17 protein-coding genes and 1 tRNA gene are annotated in these 15,875 nt (G+C 53.0%); 4 read left to right on the top strand and 14 right to left on the bottom strand.

The genetic code is table 11. From position 1 onward, the window contains the following. Positions 1-19: 19 nt before the first annotated feature. The 3 genes from J0L72_07230 to J0L72_07220 are packed head-to-tail and all read right to left on the bottom strand — an operon-like array spanning position 20 to position 3,617. A complete protein-coding gene (locus tag J0L72_07230) occupies positions 20-1,054 on the bottom strand; it encodes an amidohydrolase family protein (GenBank protein MBN8690573.1) in 1,035 nt (344 codons plus the stop codon). Next, positions 1,051-2,067: a DNA-processing protein DprA gene (gene dprA / locus J0L72_07225; protein MBN8690572.1), complete on the bottom strand. Its 1,017-nt coding sequence runs from the start codon at positions 2,065-2,067 to the stop codon at positions 1,051-1,053. The genes J0L72_07230 and dprA overlap by 4 nt, the downstream gene beginning before the upstream one ends. 32 nt (positions 2,068-2,099) lie before the next feature. Then, on the bottom strand, positions 2,100-3,617 hold the full coding sequence (locus J0L72_07220) for a PQQ-binding-like beta-propeller repeat protein (GenBank protein ID MBN8690571.1): 1,518 nt from the start codon (positions 3,615-3,617) through the stop codon (positions 2,100-2,102). Between the two features lie 168 nt (positions 3,618-3,785). On the opposite strand from J0L72_07220, the gene J0L72_07215 reads away from it, so the two are divergent. From J0L72_07215 to J0L72_07205, 3 genes are all read left to right on the top strand, one after another. Next, positions 3,786-3,862 (top strand) — tRNA-Ile (locus J0L72_07215). A gap of 91 nt (positions 3,863-3,953) precedes the next feature. Beyond that, complete coding sequence (gene corA / locus J0L72_07210; protein MBN8690570.1) at positions 3,954-4,931, top strand: magnesium/cobalt transporter CorA; 978 nt, start codon at positions 3,954-3,956, stop codon at positions 4,929-4,931. Continuing rightward, a complete protein-coding gene (locus tag J0L72_07205; protein ID MBN8690569.1) occupies positions 4,928-5,368 on the top strand; it encodes a DUF393 domain-containing protein in 441 nt (146 codons plus the stop codon). Before corA ends, J0L72_07205 begins: the two co-directional genes overlap by 4 nt. On the opposite strand, the gene J0L72_07200 is transcribed toward J0L72_07205, so the two are convergent. From J0L72_07200 to J0L72_07170, 7 genes are all read right to left on the bottom strand, one after another. Next, positions 5,304-5,747, bottom strand: a complete 444-nt coding sequence (locus tag J0L72_07200) for a GAF domain-containing protein (GenBank protein ID MBN8690568.1) — start codon at positions 5,745-5,747, stop codon at positions 5,304-5,306. The two genes, J0L72_07205 and J0L72_07200, sit on opposite strands and share 65 nt — an antisense overlap. A gap of 11 nt (positions 5,748-5,758) precedes the next feature. Next, positions 5,759-6,625 (bottom strand): hypothetical protein, encoded by an 867-nt coding sequence (locus J0L72_07195; protein ID MBN8690567.1) that lies wholly within the window; start codon positions 6,623-6,625, stop codon positions 5,759-5,761. Next, complete coding sequence (locus J0L72_07190) at positions 6,618-7,541, bottom strand: HTTM domain-containing protein (GenBank protein ID MBN8690566.1); 924 nt, start codon at positions 7,539-7,541, stop codon at positions 6,618-6,620. The genes J0L72_07195 and J0L72_07190 overlap by 8 nt, the downstream gene beginning before the upstream one ends. A 1-nt stretch (position 7,542) precedes the next feature. Then, complete coding sequence (locus J0L72_07185) at positions 7,543-8,184, bottom strand: hypothetical protein (protein MBN8690565.1); 642 nt, start codon at positions 8,182-8,184, stop codon at positions 7,543-7,545. 2 nt (positions 8,185-8,186) lie between these two features. Beyond that, entirely contained in the window at positions 8,187-9,599 is a 1,413-nt protein-coding gene (gene hslU / locus J0L72_07180) for an ATP-dependent protease ATPase subunit HslU (GenBank protein ID MBN8690564.1), read from the bottom strand. An 82-nt stretch (positions 9,600-9,681) separates the two neighbouring features. Beyond that, positions 9,682-10,086 (bottom strand): DUF4332 domain-containing protein, encoded by a 405-nt coding sequence (locus J0L72_07175; GenBank protein ID MBN8690563.1) that lies wholly within the window; start codon positions 10,084-10,086, stop codon positions 9,682-9,684. A gap of 135 nt (positions 10,087-10,221) precedes the next feature. Continuing rightward, on the bottom strand, positions 10,222-11,004 hold the full coding sequence (locus tag J0L72_07170; protein MBN8690562.1) for a PEP-CTERM sorting domain-containing protein: 783 nt from the start codon (positions 11,002-11,004) through the stop codon (positions 10,222-10,224). A gap of 249 nt (positions 11,005-11,253) precedes the next feature. Here J0L72_07170 and J0L72_07165 point away from each other — a divergent pair, with 249 nt between their 5' ends. After that, a complete protein-coding gene (locus J0L72_07165; protein MBN8690561.1) occupies positions 11,254-12,108 on the top strand; it encodes a beta-ureidopropionase in 855 nt (284 codons plus the stop codon). Between the two features lie 3 nt (positions 12,109-12,111). Here J0L72_07165 and J0L72_07160 read toward each other — a convergent pair whose 3' ends face one another. The 4 genes from J0L72_07160 to J0L72_07145 are packed head-to-tail and all read right to left on the bottom strand — an operon-like array spanning position 12,112 to position 15,819. Continuing rightward, positions 12,112-12,846, bottom strand: a complete 735-nt coding sequence (locus J0L72_07160) for a proteasome subunit alpha (protein MBN8690560.1) — start codon at positions 12,844-12,846, stop codon at positions 12,112-12,114. Beyond that, positions 12,847-13,029, bottom strand: coding sequence for a ubiquitin-like protein UBact (locus J0L72_07155; GenBank protein MBN8690559.1), 183 nt, complete (start codon positions 13,027-13,029; stop codon positions 12,847-12,849). Continuing rightward, positions 13,026-14,459 carry a proteasome accessory factor PafA2 family protein gene (locus J0L72_07150; GenBank protein MBN8690558.1) on the bottom strand — a complete coding sequence of 478 codons (1,434 nt, stop codon included), beginning with the start codon at positions 14,457-14,459 and terminating at the stop codon, positions 13,026-13,028. Before J0L72_07150 ends, J0L72_07155 begins: the two co-directional genes overlap by 4 nt. A 13-nt stretch (positions 14,460-14,472) precedes the next feature. Further along, positions 14,473-15,819, bottom strand: a complete 1,347-nt coding sequence (locus J0L72_07145) for a hypothetical protein (protein MBN8690557.1) — start codon at positions 15,817-15,819, stop codon at positions 14,473-14,475. Positions 15,820-15,875: the final 56 nt, after the last annotated feature.

Genomic DNA, 15,875 nt, shown 5'->3' with positions numbered 1-15,875 from the left:
TCAGTTCTGCCCGATTACGCTAGAAAGCGATTCGGTCAATGATCTCCCATTGGCTATTTAGAATAAGCCCTTGATTTTCCTCCGTTGGAAGACCCAGCGCCAATCTCGGATTATAGCAGGTTGCCCGCACCGCGAATTCTATTCCGAAATCGTCAGCAAGATTTTGGAAGGCATCCTTGAGTGTAATGGCGCTTCCGGCAAGTGCTCCGTTCGACTTCAAACGAATTTGCTTGTCCCCCATCACGCAAGCATGTCCCCACATCATCACCTCGCTTCCGGAAGGCAATCCAGAAGCTAGTGTGCTGTCGCTGATCGCGATCACAGACTCCGGCCCCTTCGCCTGAATCAGAACCTCAGCGGCTTCTCTGCAAACATGGATTCGATCGTAGATGAGCTCAGTTCGCACTTCCGGATTGGCAAGCGCATAGCCGACCGTCCCTGCTTCACGGTGGTGTAATGGCCGCATCGCATTGTAGGTATGGGTCGTGTGCCTAGCACCGATTTTGAATCCGGACTGGCACTCAGCAAAGGTCGCGTTCGTGTGCCCATAGCTCACTCGCACACCTTGACTCACGAGCTTAGAAATCAACCGATCGGCACCTGGTCTTTCTGGAGCTAACGTGATCACTTTCAACCGCGGATCGGAAAGAATATCGTCCCATTCATCTTCGTGCCCGTCATAGTCGAGGATGCATTCTGGCGGCTGCGCTCCTGGATATTCCGGGCTGATAAACGGTCCTTCCAAATGGAATCCAGGAATCATCGGATGTTCTGGCAAGTTAGAAAGCGCAGCCCGAACATCATTTGCTGTCGCTGTGACCGTCGTCGGATAGAACGCGGAGTATCCAAGTCCGTGCAACTGATCAGCCAATTGCACCATCTCCTCCTTTGATGCCGACATGAAGTCGATGCCAAATGCGCCATGGATGTGAATGTCGACAAACCCCGGAATGAAGGTGTCAGTCGTGGACGCATCGACACGCTCCCAACGTTCCGATTCTCGTTGGTAGCTCCCCCAACCTTGAGGTCCAAGCATCGAGAAAATTGCGCTCATGGCTTTCTGGAATACCCGATTCCATCCCGGATCAGCCATCCGTCGATTTCCATCATCGTCAATTCGCCCAGCACTTCTGAGGTCTCCAACCCGGTCATCGCGATAATTTTCTCGGCAGCCATGGGTTGATCGCTAACCACTTCGAGTATCTGCCGCTGAACATCGGAAAGTTCTGCAGTCTCTGGGTCTTCTTCTGCGTCGGGCACAATCTCAAACGCTTCGAAAACCTGATCGGGGTGGTCGACCAACGTTGCACCATCCCGAATCAAGGCATGAGATCCCCGATAGTTTTCGAGCGAAATGCTGCCTGGCACGACAAAAACCGGCCGATTCAGATTCGCTGCGACTCCGGCGGTACGCAGCGCACCGGATTTCTCTGGAGCTTCGATGACCAACACCGCGTCTGCGAGCGCAGCAATCAACTCGTTTCGCTGGATAAAGAAGGCTGGTTCGGTGGTTGCCCCACAGGCAAACTGGCTAACCAAAACTCCGTTCTTCTGGGCGATTTCATCGAACAGGCGATGATTTGTCGCCGGAAAAACCTTATCAATTCCCGTGCCCATCACCGCCGCTGTCTTGCCGCCGACATCCAGCGCGCCTCGATGTGCCGCGGTATCAATGCCCGATGCACCGCCCGAAATGATGGTCAGGCCTACCTTTGCGAGCCGCTCTGAGAACTTTTGGGCGACCGCCAAACCGTAAGTGGTCGCTCTTCGCGTGCCAACGATTGCCACGCAAGGGGCATTCAGGCAGTCCAGTGATCCACGATAAAAAAGTGCTGGAGGGGTGTGGTCGACGACCTGCAACGACTCGGGATAGTCCTTTTGTTCGATGACCTTTGCGCCCGCATTGATTGCCTTTTCAAGTGCGAGATCATCTGCGCCGGTTATCCGCTTGCGCTCCGATTCAGTCAGCAATCGATGGTTCTTCAGAACCTGAATCGGATCAATTTTTGTCTGCTGAATCTCTTCAAAAATATGAGAAAACTTGGCAGGGCTTAATGTCCCTGCCAAGACTCGATTCCAAAAACTCGGAGGAAAAGACCTCAGTTATCCCTTCCGCCGCCGAAACCGCCCGAATTCGAGCCACCAGAAGCGGCGCGCTTAAACGGCGGAATCGCATTGTCGATCGTCACAAAGAACTCATGCTTCGAGACATTGCCGAGCCAGTCGGTCGAAGTCACGATGATTTTCTTGTTGCCATCCGAGAATCCTCGATTTTGGCGACCGTCGATCACCACCGCATATTGTCCGTCCTTCGTCATTTGGTGGACCATTTGCCGGCCGTCGATCTCGACCTTGACCGTATCACCCTTCAATCCGCAAGCTTCGTCCGAAACATCGAATAGGAAGAATGGCTGGATTTGATCCTGAGCGACGTTTGATTGACCGTACATTTCCGCACCGTTTGGCGGGAAGGTCATCTTGGCTTCTGGACCGGTCAAGTCAACGCCGGTATTCGGGTCGAACGCCAGCAACTGGCCATCTTGTCCAGCCAAAATCAGCGTCGATCCGCTAGCCACAACCGGTGTGCTTGCCACCATCAAGTTCGGCGGAGTCACGCCTTTATCGTTGGCCTTCGGCTTTACCGTCGGCTTGAGAGTGTAATTCCAGACGAACTGAGCAGTGAACGGATCGATCATGTTCATGTTGCCATTCACCGTGTTCACAATCACGCGGCCGCCAACGTAGACTGGCGCGTTCATCGCTTGCGAACCGAGCGGCAATGGAGCCGCGATCGCGCGGCCAGAACGATTGAAAGACAGCAACCGCGCATCATCGGTGACGACGGTCACGATATCCTTGTAGATCGCTGGCGAGAACAGCAGATTTGCACCAGCATTGGCTTGCATGCGGCGCGCACCGTTCTGGGTCGCAAGTCCGAGCACGTATTCGCCGCTGAAGAGATAGATGGTGTCTTCGCTGACAACCGGCTCGACCCCAAATCGGAGTTGGGCCAATCGGACTTTCCATCGCTGCTTGCCTGTGAGCGAGGTGTAGCAGGTCAGTTCACTGTTGTCTGAGATAGCAAAGAAATCGTTTTCGGATGCAACCACTGGCGAAAGCATCGGATAGGTCAGCTTTACCGGTTCGGCCCATGCGGGTTCGCCGTTGATCGGATTGATGGCCAAAACAGAACTGGTTCCTTCAGCGATCAGCACAAATTTGCCAGACACCACAGGACGACCATAAACATTGGTCTCCAGAACCTTTTCCCACTTTTTCTCGCCGGTGTTCGCGTCCACGCCGTACAGCATTCGGTTGTCTGCCGCAAACACCGCGACGCCCTGATTGACGACTACTCCTGTGATGAGATTTGCTTGGAGGCCCTCACCCATCGGAAAACGCCATTTCTGGTTTCCGGTCAATCGGTCTAAAGCATAGACTCGGCGTCCTACCGCTGAATACACGGTGTCGCCATCGACCTTGATCGGCCCTGGCACAACGCTTGTGGATTGTTGCCACTTCCAACTCAATGGAGCAGGTCCGCTCACCTGAGCCCAGCTAAGGGCAGAGAATGCCGACACCGCGGCTACCAAAACCAATTTCGTTCTCGACGTCATGTTGAGGGTTATCCTTCTATCGTTACTTTACACGTGCCCGTATACAAAAGCACGGTTTCGCGTTCTTACCGCAGTATATCCCTAGCGATTCCGCAAGAGGTACGCAACAATTGGACGAATGGACTGGACGTGAGTGTTCGCGATGTGGTATCAATATTGCCTGGTGGCGGGCTTATAGCTCAGTTGGTTAGAGCGCACCCCTGATAAGGGTGAGGTCACTAGTTCGAATCTAGTTAGGCCCACCAAGCAATTCTAGACATGCGCCGGATTCTTTGAAAGCAAAGAATTCGGCGTTTTTGTATCTGGCTATCGTCGGTATTCTATAGAACTGCCAGCATGGAATTGAATCATCTTCCCAAACACCACAGTCGTTGCGTCGCGCTAACTGGTGGAAGTTGCCGAGAAATTTCTGAAGAGGAGTTTCTAGCTGGCAATGGATTCGACTTTGCTTGGTTGCACCTTGATGGGGTCGAACTGCAAAGAGATCATCACAAACTCTCGAAGCAGTTTCACCTTTGCGAGTTGACTCTGGAGGACGCGCTAAGCGAGCATTCACGGTCTGGGCTTGAACAGCAAAACGGCAAGATCGCATTCATTGCAGAATCCGTTCGGTTGGAAAATGATCGCGCCGTCTATCAAAATATCGCGTTCTTCTTTGATGCGAAGTCTTTGGTCACGCTCTCAGTAAAGAAATCACCTCTTCTCCACGCGCTCCAATCAGATTTTCTGGCTGATCCTGAAGATTTTGGCGATCATGCCGGAGAAATCGTCGCGAGTGTCGTGGACGGCACCTTGGATGGATTCTTTCCCGTCGTCGATTTCTACCACGACAAAATCGAAGCGCTTGAGGATTCAATCTTCTCTGGCAACCTGCAACAGTCCGGAAAAGCTCTTGAAATCAAGCGTGAGCTCCTTGTGTTGCGCAAGCGGATTGCCCCCCTACGAGACAACCTCAATTCGATTAGCCGGTACGCGGCACCAGTAGTCCGCCCAGAAGACGGTCCATATTTCAACGACCTCTACAACCACTGTCTGCGACTTGTCGAAAACATCGATCTGGGGCGAGACATCCTTTCGACCATCATGGATGTCCAGTTGAACCTGGTCAACACTCGGCTGAACGAAATTGTTCGGGTTCTGACTGTGATTTCGACGTTGATGATGGCTTGCAGTCTGATCGCCGGGATCTACGGAATGAATTTCAAGCACATGCCCGAACTCGACGCGATCTACGGCTATCCGCTGGCCCTTGCTGGAATGGTTCTGGTGTGTGTGGTCATTCTTGCGGTGTTCCGGAAGAAGAAATGGATTTGAACCGCGTAGAACACAGTGTGCACCGAATCGTCTACGACGCGGATTGTGGATTTTGTCAGGCCAGCGTCGATGGCCTGTTAAAGCGCGTGCCAGCGGGCAGCTTTATCGCTGTTCCCAGTTTTCGAGCGGGCGATCTACCTGGGTTTTCTGATCAAGTGGCTCGCCGCGAAGTGCGCGTCTTCACGTCCGACGGAAGGTGGATCGGAGGTGCCGACGCGGTTTTCTTCATTCTCAAGCACTCGCGACTGAAGCCGCTTGCGTACTTGTTTGGAGCCGTTCCGCTCATCTGGCCATCGCGCCTTGTTTATAAATGGATCGCAAAAAATCGCCACCGAGTCTCGAAGTGGATGAACCTCCCCACCGAATGCGCGATCAATCCCACCGATCGGCAAGTCGTTGAGCCATCTGGCTCAGAAACGCCTCATCCTCGCTCGTAAACGCACCAACTTTGTGCCCGTCAATGTCGATTTGCCCTAGGATTTCGTCATTCTGCTTAATGAGCACCACGATTTCGCTCCTAGTAAGCACTGAACATGCAAGATAATTCGATTCGGTGCGCACATCCTCAATGATTTTGTTGCGATTTTCGCTGACTGCACTTCCGCAAACGCCCCGACCGACCGGAATTTCCTTGTGCTCCGGCGCATCACCGTTGTAGGCATCCAAAAAGAGCGTCTCTCCGACAAGAACGTACACGCCAGACCACTTGTATTCGTCCAAAAACGAGAGCTGATCCATGGCTAGCTGGCGAAAATCATAACCAGACAGAGCGCTTTCGTCCAGTGCCTCCAAAATCGAAACAAATTCTTCTCGCATGATTATTCGTTCTACGGAAACAGCGATGCCATGTTCTGCCCGGGCGGCGGCAGCAATTCCAAAACCGGCAATCCATCCCATTTTGATGGCCGCGTAGTGTGACCCGCCGATAACATGTGGTCCCCAACTTTCACTCGGTCTCCGGCAGCGATCGGATTCCCCGCTAGAATCTGCTGGCAAACCGACAGCAACGCCTGCTCCGCGCTGGCAGGGTTCGAGACCCCAGAAATTTCAAGCTCGGGATGATGAAACTTCAGCAATCCTAGCGTGTAAACATAACCCCCGTCCGGCTCAATCTTGATGGCGATATGTTCGCGCGAATCATAGGCCGGAGTCCATCTCGGACGCTGAATCAGCTGCTCCGGGAGCAAATACCGCTGACATATCGGGTCGGCGATCACTCCCTCGGTGCGCTCGGCGATTCTTCGCGCAACCAGCAAAAGAAAATCGAGCGCAGGGTGCACTGCCGGGTCAAATGCTTCAAACGTTATCTGCACCATGCCCCAGGTCGCCGCCACCCGCAACCTGACTTCCTCAGAGAACGACTCTGCAACCTTGCTCCTCAAAAATGGTTCGGGATCGAATCCGGCCTCGTCGCGCTGCATCACCATCAGCTTCAGAACCGTTTTTTGATCCAGCGATGCCGCTACATACTGGCCACGCACCATCGGTTGGGCCAAAACTGACTTGTCCTTTGATCCAATGACCGGAGCCAAGAATCCTGGAATTTGGCCCGAAGTCGGCTTGGGAATCAGTACTTCATCGGGCGCAGGCAAGACAGGCTTGCTCGACAACACGCTCAAGTAATAATCCTTCGAAATTGAGATTCCGATCCCCTTTGGAGCGGAGAATCTTAACAGCTTTTTGAGGTTATCCACTGGCAGCTTCCTTGTTCATTTGCGGTAGAAAGCGGAGCTTTGCCCGGTCAAGCCAGCCTTGCACTTCCTCACCCGAGTAGTGCGACACATATTGCGCCCAGCAGATAAACGCAAACAACGGAATGTTGAATCGCCACTCGATCATGAAATGCAAAAAGATGCCGCTGATTAGCACCCATTTTCGAGCGGGTTTGTAGAAAACCAATGTGCCAAGCAGGATTTCGATCACCAGCGTTCCATAGGAGGAAATCTGGACGTATGGCGGTAAATCGATCCAATTTGGCATAGGAAATCGGAAAAACTCGGACAGATGCGGCGGATACCAGGCGGCTGTGCCATCCCTCCATGTGCGGCCGCCCCACTTATGCCAAACCGTGGTCAGGTACATCAAGCACATCTCAAACTGAATCAAGCGCTGCGGCCACAAACTCACCAGATCTTTGGTCGGTTTGCCTGCCCGTTGGGAGATGAGGCGGTCTAGTGAGAATGCCGCGCCACACGGCGCGAGCATCAAAGTGATCACCGAACACCGCATCAACGTATCGCCACCGTGCAAGATGAACGGGTTTCGGTGATGCAGCGAGATAAACCCAATGTAAAGCACGATCGTCGCGAGTCGGGTGGTCAGCCCCAACGCGACCATCAGCGCGGCGAGCATCGTGACGCCGTACACAGCCATCGCAATCCGTGGATCGGTGACATCCCTCAGGACGTTCAGGTTCCATTGATCCCCAGCCCAAATCGCAGCGGTATTGGCCGGCGCGGGCCCTGCATCTGTGAACCAGACCGAGAAGTCCTTGGCGATCATTGCAAGGTTGATGAAGATGAGTGACCCCATCAAAGCTCTGTAAACGCCCAAGGTCACGGGGGAGCCAAATCCAAACAGATATTGGTCGATCCTTTTGAACCAGCTCATCCTAGAATTGCCCCTCCGGAATCGTCAGCCCTTTGTCTTTGAAGAGCTTAGACTGGTCCACCACATAGTCGTAGTAGGGCTGGATTTCATAGTTCCAAGGCTCCGGCATTTTGGGAGTTGGCGGCGGAATCCTTCGGCTGTGATAATTCAGACGCACGGCAACTGGAGGGTTCTTCGGGTCGGTGAAGTGCTGACCGGCCATCCATTGCGCTGTGGTGGGCCAGAGGTAAAGATACTCGTCGCTATGCGCGCGCTCGATAAACTTCCGGAATCGCTCGTTGACAAACTTCTGCGCGAGGTTCATTGTCGCGATTCGTGGATACTCGAAATTCTTCTGTGAACCATCCAAGAACTGAATGTCTGCGGTCACATAATAATCCGTATTGAGCGGATCGGGCGCAAACATATCCCAATACTGCCAAAGCCCGGTGGATGAGACATACATTCTCTGAGGGCCGGAATTTCGGACTTTCGCATCGGTCCAGTACAGAAACTTATTCAGCCCGGTGTCTTGCCGCATCATCCCATTTTCGTCGCGGGGCGGCTGTGGCAGGGTCCAAAGTGTGATCAGGATGACGTGCGCGAAGAACCAAATCTTGACAGGAATTTTGGCGGTTCTTTGCGTTCCGGGTTCGGGTTCCATGGCTACAGCAGGTGGTGGTCTGTGGTGGCGTTATCGATCAGTGGCTTGAGGATTCTGCGAACGTCTTCGACTTGGAATTCAACGTTCTTTGGACCGCAGTCAGGAGCCTCAAACGAGAGGTCCTCTAGAATGCGCTCCATAAGCGTGTGCAGTCGGCGCGCACCGATATTCTCGACTCTTGAGTTCAGTTCGACGGCAAAATGAGCAACTTCGTCCAAGGCCGCACTCGAGAATGAAACCTCGACCCCGTCCACCGAAAGCAACTTCTGATACTGTTTGATGAGAGCATTTTTCGGTTCGCGAAGAATCCGGCAAAAATCATCTTCGGCGAGAGATTCCAACGAGACGCGAATCGGCAATCTACCTTGCAATTCAGGAATGAGGTCGCTTGGTTTGGCGAGGTGAAACGCGCCCGCACAAATAAACAAGATATGGTCGGTTCGGACCGGGCCGTATTTCGTCTGAACGGTGCTGCCCTCGATCACAGGTAGCAAGTCGCGCTGAACGCCTTCTCGGCTGACATCTGGGCCGCTTCCGCCACTAGTTTTGATTGCGACCTTGTCGATTTCGTCGATGAAGATTATGCCGGTTTGCTCGACGCGCTCGACTGCTTCTCGGTTCACTGAGCCCGAATCGATCATGAGCTTTGCTTCGTTATCTTCGAGGATTCGCAAGCCATCCTTGACCTTGAATTTCCGATATTCGCGCCGATTTTGCCCCAGTCCGCCCAGTCCGTTGAGCATATCGAGTCCCATCTCTTCCATCCCGCCCGGGGTAAACACCTGCAAGAACGAGCTGCCAGGCTCTTCGATCTCGACTTCAATCTCCGTGTTATCGTGGGCTCCGCTTTCGATTTCGCTAATGATTTGGGACTTTTCGGCTTCATAGTCAAAGTCATCCACCGTGTCCGTTGATTCGGTTTGAACAGGATAATCCGCAGCAAATCCGAATTCGTGCATGGCCGAAGAGGTGACCCCGCGTTGTGAGATTCGGTCTTGCAGAATCTGGTCGGCTACACGCTCAATCGCTCGCCGCTTGGCATCGGCGAGATGAGCCTGCTTACGTTCGGATTCGACCAACCGCGCAGAAATTTGCACCAGGTCCCGAATCATCGAATCCACATCACGACCGACGTATCCGACTTCTGTGAACTTGGTCGCCTCAACCTTGATGAATGGCGCGCGTGAGATTTGCGCCAATCGCCTCGCGATCTCGGTCTTTCCGACGCCAGTTGGACCGATCATCAGAATGTTCTTCGGGAGAATGTCGTTGCGCTCGTCTTCCGAAATTTGCTGACGCCGATACCGGTTCCTCAACGCCACCGCTACCGCACGCTTCGCGCTTTGCTGACCAATGATGAACTGGTCTAGTTCAGCGACAATTTGTTTCGGCGTGAGATCTTCGATAGGGTGCATAGAGCTTTAGAATGAGGTTACCAGGTACCCACAAAAAAGGTCCCCACGAGTGGGGACCTTGAAAGAAGGGTTCGACCAAAATTTAGTGCGAAACAGCTTCGGAAAGAGTCTTGGCTTCTTCGATCCAACCAGAGATCATGTCTTCGTTTGGAGTTCGATTTGCCAAATTCTTGGCTTCGTTCACTTCGGCCATCTTTGCTGCCAGGTTGTCAGCGCGTCGTCCTCGAAGTTCCTTGACGGTATCGACTCCGGCCGCTTCCAACAATTCTGCGAATTGAGGTCCAACGCCATTGAGACGCATCAAGTCTGCGTGGTTCACCCACTTCAAAATCTTTGATTCGTCCACCCCAGAGCTTTCTGCAAGAGACTGTCGGCCCTTCTTGGTGCCACCGACCTCCAACAGCTTCTCAACCGACTTCACACCAGCTGCTGCCAGCTTTTCTGCGTACGCAGGTCCAACGCCTTCAATATCTTCAATATTGGCCATGATAATTTTCCTTTCTAAGGACCGATTGGCATTTCACCAAACGATGTCTTCATGAGCATACACCAAACCTAAACACACAAAAAACCGCCCGGGAAAAAACTTCTCCCGAGCGGCATCTTTAGTTAATCGAGTTGGTTACTTCGAGTTTCGTCGGCGTCGTGCAACACCAGCCAAACCAAGAGCCAAAGCGGTCATGGTCATCGGTTCTGGAACCGTTTGGAGGTTGCTGCCATCAAGGTAGCCAGCACCTTGGTGACTCCAAGTGTTCAAGCCACCGTTGGAATTGTAAGAAGTCGAAAGACCCTTGACCTGGTGGAACCAAACGCCCATCTTGTTACCAAACTGAGCACCTTCCCATGGCGTGTTGCCTGGGTAGAGAGGCACGTGGTTGTTGATTGCGGTCGCATCGATATCGAACTTCATCGTGCGGGTGCCGTCAATGTTGTTGATCACTTGAAGCTGGTTGATCCAGTTTGTGGTGGTCTTGCTCGAAAGGATGAGATCAGGAGCTTGAGTTCCTGCTGCTTGCGAACCATCGTAGTGCGAAGTGTCGCCGTTCACGCCGTTGTAGTTGTAGGCGAGAAGCACAGGTGCCGATTGGCTGGCATCGAAGTAAAACAATGCCAATTCGCCGGCGTGACCCTTCGGATTATCGCCTTGGCTAAGCGCCAACCAATATCCGTTGGTTTGTTGCGAGCTGAAGTTGACTTCGTACTTCAAGTTCTTGTTGGCAGTGTTGTATTCGCTTGTGATGGTCTTGATTCCACCGCCACCAGCGCTGTACCAAAGATCGCCGCCACCTGCCTGATTCCCGTTCACGTGTGTAGCTGAGTTCCATGTCCACTTGTAAGTGGTAGCGGAAGCCGCACCGACGAGAGCCATGGCCAACGCGACAGAAGCAATAATTTTCTTGTTCATATGGCTATTCTCCAATTGACTTTCTAATCAAGGAAGGCATGCCAATGCCAAAAAACGGCGTTGAATTGATCCCTTCCTCAGGGTAGAAACACCCTCTCACCAAAACTAAAACCGCCGCGAGCAATCCCCACGACCGGCGCTCTGTCCGTGAGCACACTACTATTCTAACAGAACACATGCCAGCTCGGGTTTAGAACCGGTTAAAACAAGTAAATGAATCGAAAAACCTGGTAACGGTATCATCGTTCTATGCGATTTTTGGCTGGATGTGCTCAATTTGCGCCGAAGAAGGCAGATGTCCGTGCCAATCTGGATTCGATCGCCCAATTTGTTCGGGAAGCAGCGGCTGCCAAAGTCGACGTGCTGGTGTTTCCTGAGTCTTCGACGTCTGGCTACTATCTGGAAGGAGGAGTCCTCGAATGCTCGCTCACCGCTTCCGCGCTACAAAGTGAACTCGCCAGCCGACTCGGTGGCCTAAATTCCGACATCGATTTTTGCCTTGGGTTCTATGAAGAGCACGAGGAACTGCTTTACAATTCCGCCGCATACTTCAGCCTGATCCAGGGCGAATTGAAGCTGGTGCAAATCTATCGCAAGATCTTCTTGCCGACTTACGGCACCTTTGACGAGGACCGATTTGTCTCACGAGGGACCGAGCTGCCGGTTTTCGATACCCGGTTCGGCAAAGTCGCGATTCTGATCTGCGAAGATATCTGGCATTCGATCATGCCAACTCTAGTCGCGCTTCAAGGCGCACAAGTCCTGCTTGTTCCCAGTGCATCTCCAGCAAGAGGGTTTAAGGGCGAAGTCCCAGGCAATGTCGAGCGGTACGAAAGACTGCTCAAGGGAATCGCGGAAGAACATTCGATCTATGTTCTGAATTCGATGCTCTGCGGATTCGAGGGTGGCAAGGGTTTCGCAGGAGTCTCTAGCATCACTGATGCAGAAGGTGAGGTCATCGCCAAGAGTCCGATGCTCGAACCCCACCTCTTGGTGAGCGAAGTTGACCTCGACGCTCTGGCCATGATCCGTGCGAATTCGCCACTGCTGTCTGACCTCAAATCAAAGTGGCCGACGCTGGTGAAGATCATCAACAACGACTGAGTTTTACTTCGCCGCTGCTTTGAGTGCCTTCTCCAGAACCTTGGCGTCGATCGGATGATTGCCTTCTTTAGTCAAGACGCGGATCACGGGTGGATTCTTACTGATTCCGCCGGTGGCTGAGTCAAGATCAGCGGCAATCCGGAGCATTTTCAGTCCATCGGTCAAGACATCGACAAGCGACCTGGATTCAAATTCACCAACGGTTTCGGAAATGTAGTCGAAGATTCCGCGAATCCTCTCTGAACCGGACCCTGCAGCGGCAAATTGGCCATTTTCGAATCTCGCCCCAGCGGTGTCGAAGAAGTAGACGCCAAACTGGTCCTTCTTGGCATCGTAGGTCGCTAGGATCGGCACAAATACACCGATGCCGTTCATCGCCATTCCGAGATTGTTAGAGAGTGCCTTCGAGATTTCCTGCAACTTCCCTTCAACCGACATCTCGTTGAGATGCATCCGTCGGTAGTACTTGAAGCTGTGCTTGAGCAACCGGCAGATTTCGATGCTACGAGCGAAGCTTCCGCTGATCGCGACCACGGTGGAATCGTCCAAAGCAAAGACCTTCTCGGCCTTGTCGAACATGATCAAATTGCCCATGGTCGCACGCCGGTCGGCCATCACAATCACACCGGAATCAAACCGCATGGCGAGCACCGTGGTGCCATGCGTTTCAGGCTGGTCGGCCGCGGCCGGGGAGTAACCCACCAGTTCGCTGAAGGTCTTTGGACTTGGAATCTGCACTTATTCTCCGCTACGCTGCCGATACTTTTCGGCCTGCTTTGGGTCAACCTTTTTCAATCGGTCCATCAAAGGGTTTGGCGCGGCTGGGCGATCCACTTTTGGGTCGGTGGGCCCTGTTTCGTCGCCGAGCTTTCGGGCTGGCTCCTCGGGTTGCCTTCTGGTCAATCGGTCTGCTTGAATCATTGTTGCATGTTCCTTAGCGATTCTATAAATTCCTCTACGCTTTTGGCGTCGCTTAGGTGCGCCGGGTATTCCAATTCTGGTTCCAAATCGATGGATTGTTCACCGCTCGAAGTTGCGAATGTAATTCTGCCCCAACTCGCCGAGGTCATTTGATCTCTAAACTTTTCCACGGCGAGCCCCCTGGCATACGCTCGGGTAGGAAATGATTGGTTCTTTTCCCATTCAAATAGCGCGATCAGATTCATTTCCTGCATCGCTGTAAATAAGCTCTCCTCCGGGTCGATGTTACTATAGGCTAGGTCGAGGCTTTGCTGAGACAAGAGGTCTTGTGCCTGGTCGCCCGAAGGTTCGAAATAATGCTCGATCAGATATTTTTTTGCGGCCCAATCCGCCTCACCGATCAACCCAGACCAACCTTCGACTTCGAACCTGTCCAGTGCGCCGAGAACACCGCGAAGTGCGGAGGACTCACGCCCATCCAAATCGAGATGCTCAAGACTCGCCAACGCCACTGAGCGAAGCACATCAGAGCAACGATGCCCCTCAAAAACGAACTCGTGAGATTCATTCTTGCTGATTTGCTCAAACGCCTTCACGGGATTCGAGATTGGAAATTTCGGTGCCTTGTCGATTTCAAGCAGTTTGAGCTCGCACTGAACGAGCAACAGCTTCCTCATGGTAGCGATCGGATTGCGGTTTGCGTCCCCGCAGATCACGTGTAACCGAGTCCACTTATTTGGATCAGCGTGGGGTTCGTCGCGCGTGTTAAAGATCGGCCGACGATACAAGGTGTCGACGCTCGCCACTTCGGTCAAAAAGTCCGCACGCTGGCTGAGCTGAAAATTACACTTTGGGCCTGCTTCCGACCCAACTTTTCCCGCGCCGCACAAAATTTGTCGAGCGATAAGAACTGGCACAACCGCGTTGAAAAGAGCATCGAACCCGACTCTCCGTTTAACAAGAAAACTCTCATGAGTGCCATAGCTCGCGCCATGAAAATCTGTGTTGTTCTTGTAAATCTTGGCCGGCATGCCACTCGCTCGTAGCGTGTCAAGCAGTACTGATTCACCATGCAGGTCTTCCAGTGCCGCATCAATCGCCGAGAAACACTCTGGAGTGCAGTACTCAGGATGACCGTGGTCGTTGTAGAACCTCGCTCCGTTGGTGAGAATCCGGTCGGCGCGGAGTTGGGCATAGGTCCGGGTTTCTGTCCGGTATTCATATTGCTGATCTCGTGGATCAACGCTTAAGCGCTTCGCTTCAAATCCTCGCAGGTCTGCGCGTGGGGCCTCAACAAAATTGTCCCAACCCAAATAGCTTGGGTTGGGACAATTCTCGACGAACGTCTTTGAGTCGTCTTGCTGTGATTCCGGGCCGCGTCCATCAATCCAGAGTCCGTACTCTGTTTCGACGCCACACAGTCGCCTCATCACGGCGTGACTCTTATCGTCGATAGACGCCGAATCCGCCTTCTGTTCCGAACGGCCAGTTCGATGGAGGCGAGCTGAGTTGCCAGTCTCCTCGTCGAGCTGCGCCCGAAGTGATCACGACACCGCTGATCGTGCCATCCACTTGTTGAGTTGGAACAGCATCGGTCACGGTTGAGATCGGATAGGCTCGGAAGGTACCTGCGGTTTGGTCACCATCGGTGTTGTAATAAACCTGACCGTACCAAAGGTCGATGATCTTGCCTGCCACGTTTCGCTTGTAGAACAAGATTTGCTGTTCTTCATTCGCTTCGATTCCGTCATTCTCTCGGCTCGAAGGAAGGGCGATCACGGTGACATCTTCCGAAGAGTTGACAGCTTGTGTGAATGGCTTCCAAATTCCGATGAGCGAAGTCAACCGAGTTGCGAGTGGATCTTGATCTTCCAAGATGAACCAGTTCGCGCCAAAGCCGATTCCACTTCCACCGCCTGATCCAAGCGGGGAGCCAGTGTTCAATCGACCGGAGTCGATTCGGACTGGTGAAAGGAGTTCGAACTGGCTAGCTGCGCCCAAACCGTTCGAAATTCCGTATCCGTCGCCGCTGAAGAAAACGCGGTCGGCAGGATCGCCAGAAATCGAGAGAGGAGGTCGATCACCTGTCGGCATCTGCGAAATGTCGAATGCCAAGTAGTCGCTGAACGAACTTGTGATGCGGTTATGAATCAGATCGTAGTTCGAAGCCACGAACAGGTCTGGATTGAAAGTGACCGCACCAGCGACGTCATCAAAGCTCACCATCGAATCATCGAGACGGATATTCACCGAACTCACGCGACCCGCAAAAACTCGGACGTCACAGTCAAACGGAACCGGTGGTTGGAAAGCAATGCTATCTTCTGGAGTCAAAGGGGTCAGAGAATTGTCTGACTCGACTCGCAGGAACTGAGCGATCTCCATCGGGTACTCCAGGAATCGCTTCGAGGTCTGTCCGATTCCAAAGGTCACACCGAAGGCCTTAGTGTTCAGGGTGTAACCGTCCAATTGGACTCGAATTTCGTCACCCAGAATCTGATCCGAGCTTGGAACAAAATCGTTGGCATCGTTTCGGAATTGAACTGATTTGATCAGCGCAACTTGCGAACCGGTGGCTCGGGAACTGCCTGTTGAGCGGCCCTGACCGGAAACGAACGATGTCTGGAGAAGGGCACCCGTGCCCAAGTTAAAAGTCGGATATTCGCGTCCAGTTCCACCGGAGGTGGCGCCAGTCGTAGCACCAGAGGTGGTCGTTGTTGTATCCGATCCATCTCCGCCACAGCCGGCTAAAATCGCGAGAGTAATTGCGCCCAAGAGCAGCTTCTTCATGCTGGTTGATGATTCCTATTCATTCTAGGTACCAGAAAAACCCGATACCCATTCAA

Source organism: Armatimonadota bacterium, from assembly GCA_017303935.1.
In the GTDB taxonomy this organism is placed as follows: Bacteria; Armatimonadota; Fimbriimonadia; order Fimbriimonadales; family Fimbriimonadaceae; genus JAFLBD01.
Note: the sequence above shows the minus strand (reverse complement) of the source record. Positions and strands in the feature narration are given on the sequence as shown.

Coding starts and splice junctions, on each gene's coding strand:
- J0L72_07230 (MBN8690573.1), bottom strand. CDS start 1,054: ATGAGCGCAATTTTCTCGATGCTTGGACCTCAAGGTTGGGGGAGCTAC.
- J0L72_07220 (MBN8690571.1), bottom strand. CDS start 3,617: ATGACGTCGAGAACGAAATTGGTTTTGGTAGCCGCGGTGTCGGCATTC.
- corA (MBN8690570.1), top strand. CDS start 3,954: ATGGAATTGAATCATCTTCCCAAACACCACAGTCGTTGCGTCGCGCTA.
- J0L72_07200 (MBN8690568.1), bottom strand. CDS start 5,747: ATGCGAGAAGAATTTGTTTCGATTTTGGAGGCACTGGACGAAAGCGCT.
- J0L72_07190 (MBN8690566.1), bottom strand. CDS start 7,541: ATGAGCTGGTTCAAAAGGATCGACCAATATCTGTTTGGATTTGGCTCC.
- J0L72_07185 (MBN8690565.1), bottom strand. CDS start 8,184: ATGGAACCCGAACCCGGAACGCAAAGAACCGCCAAAATTCCTGTCAAG.
- hslU (MBN8690564.1), bottom strand. CDS start 9,599: ATGCACCCTATCGAAGATCTCACGCCGAAACAAATTGTCGCTGAACTA.
- J0L72_07175 (MBN8690563.1), bottom strand. CDS start 10,086: ATGGCCAATATTGAAGATATTGAAGGCGTTGGACCTGCGTACGCAGAA.
- J0L72_07170 (MBN8690562.1), bottom strand. CDS start 11,004: ATGAACAAGAAAATTATTGCTTCTGTCGCGTTGGCCATGGCTCTCGTC.
- J0L72_07165 (MBN8690561.1), top strand. CDS start 11,254: ATGCGATTTTTGGCTGGATGTGCTCAATTTGCGCCGAAGAAGGCAGAT.
- J0L72_07155 (MBN8690559.1), bottom strand. CDS start 13,029: ATGATTCAAGCAGACCGATTGACCAGAAGGCAACCCGAGGAGCCAGCC.
- J0L72_07150 (MBN8690558.1), bottom strand. CDS start 14,459: ATGAGGCGACTGTGTGGCGTCGAAACAGAGTACGGACTCTGGATTGAT.
- J0L72_07145 (MBN8690557.1), bottom strand. CDS start 15,819: ATGAAGAAGCTGCTCTTGGGCGCAATTACTCTCGCGATTTTAGCCGGC.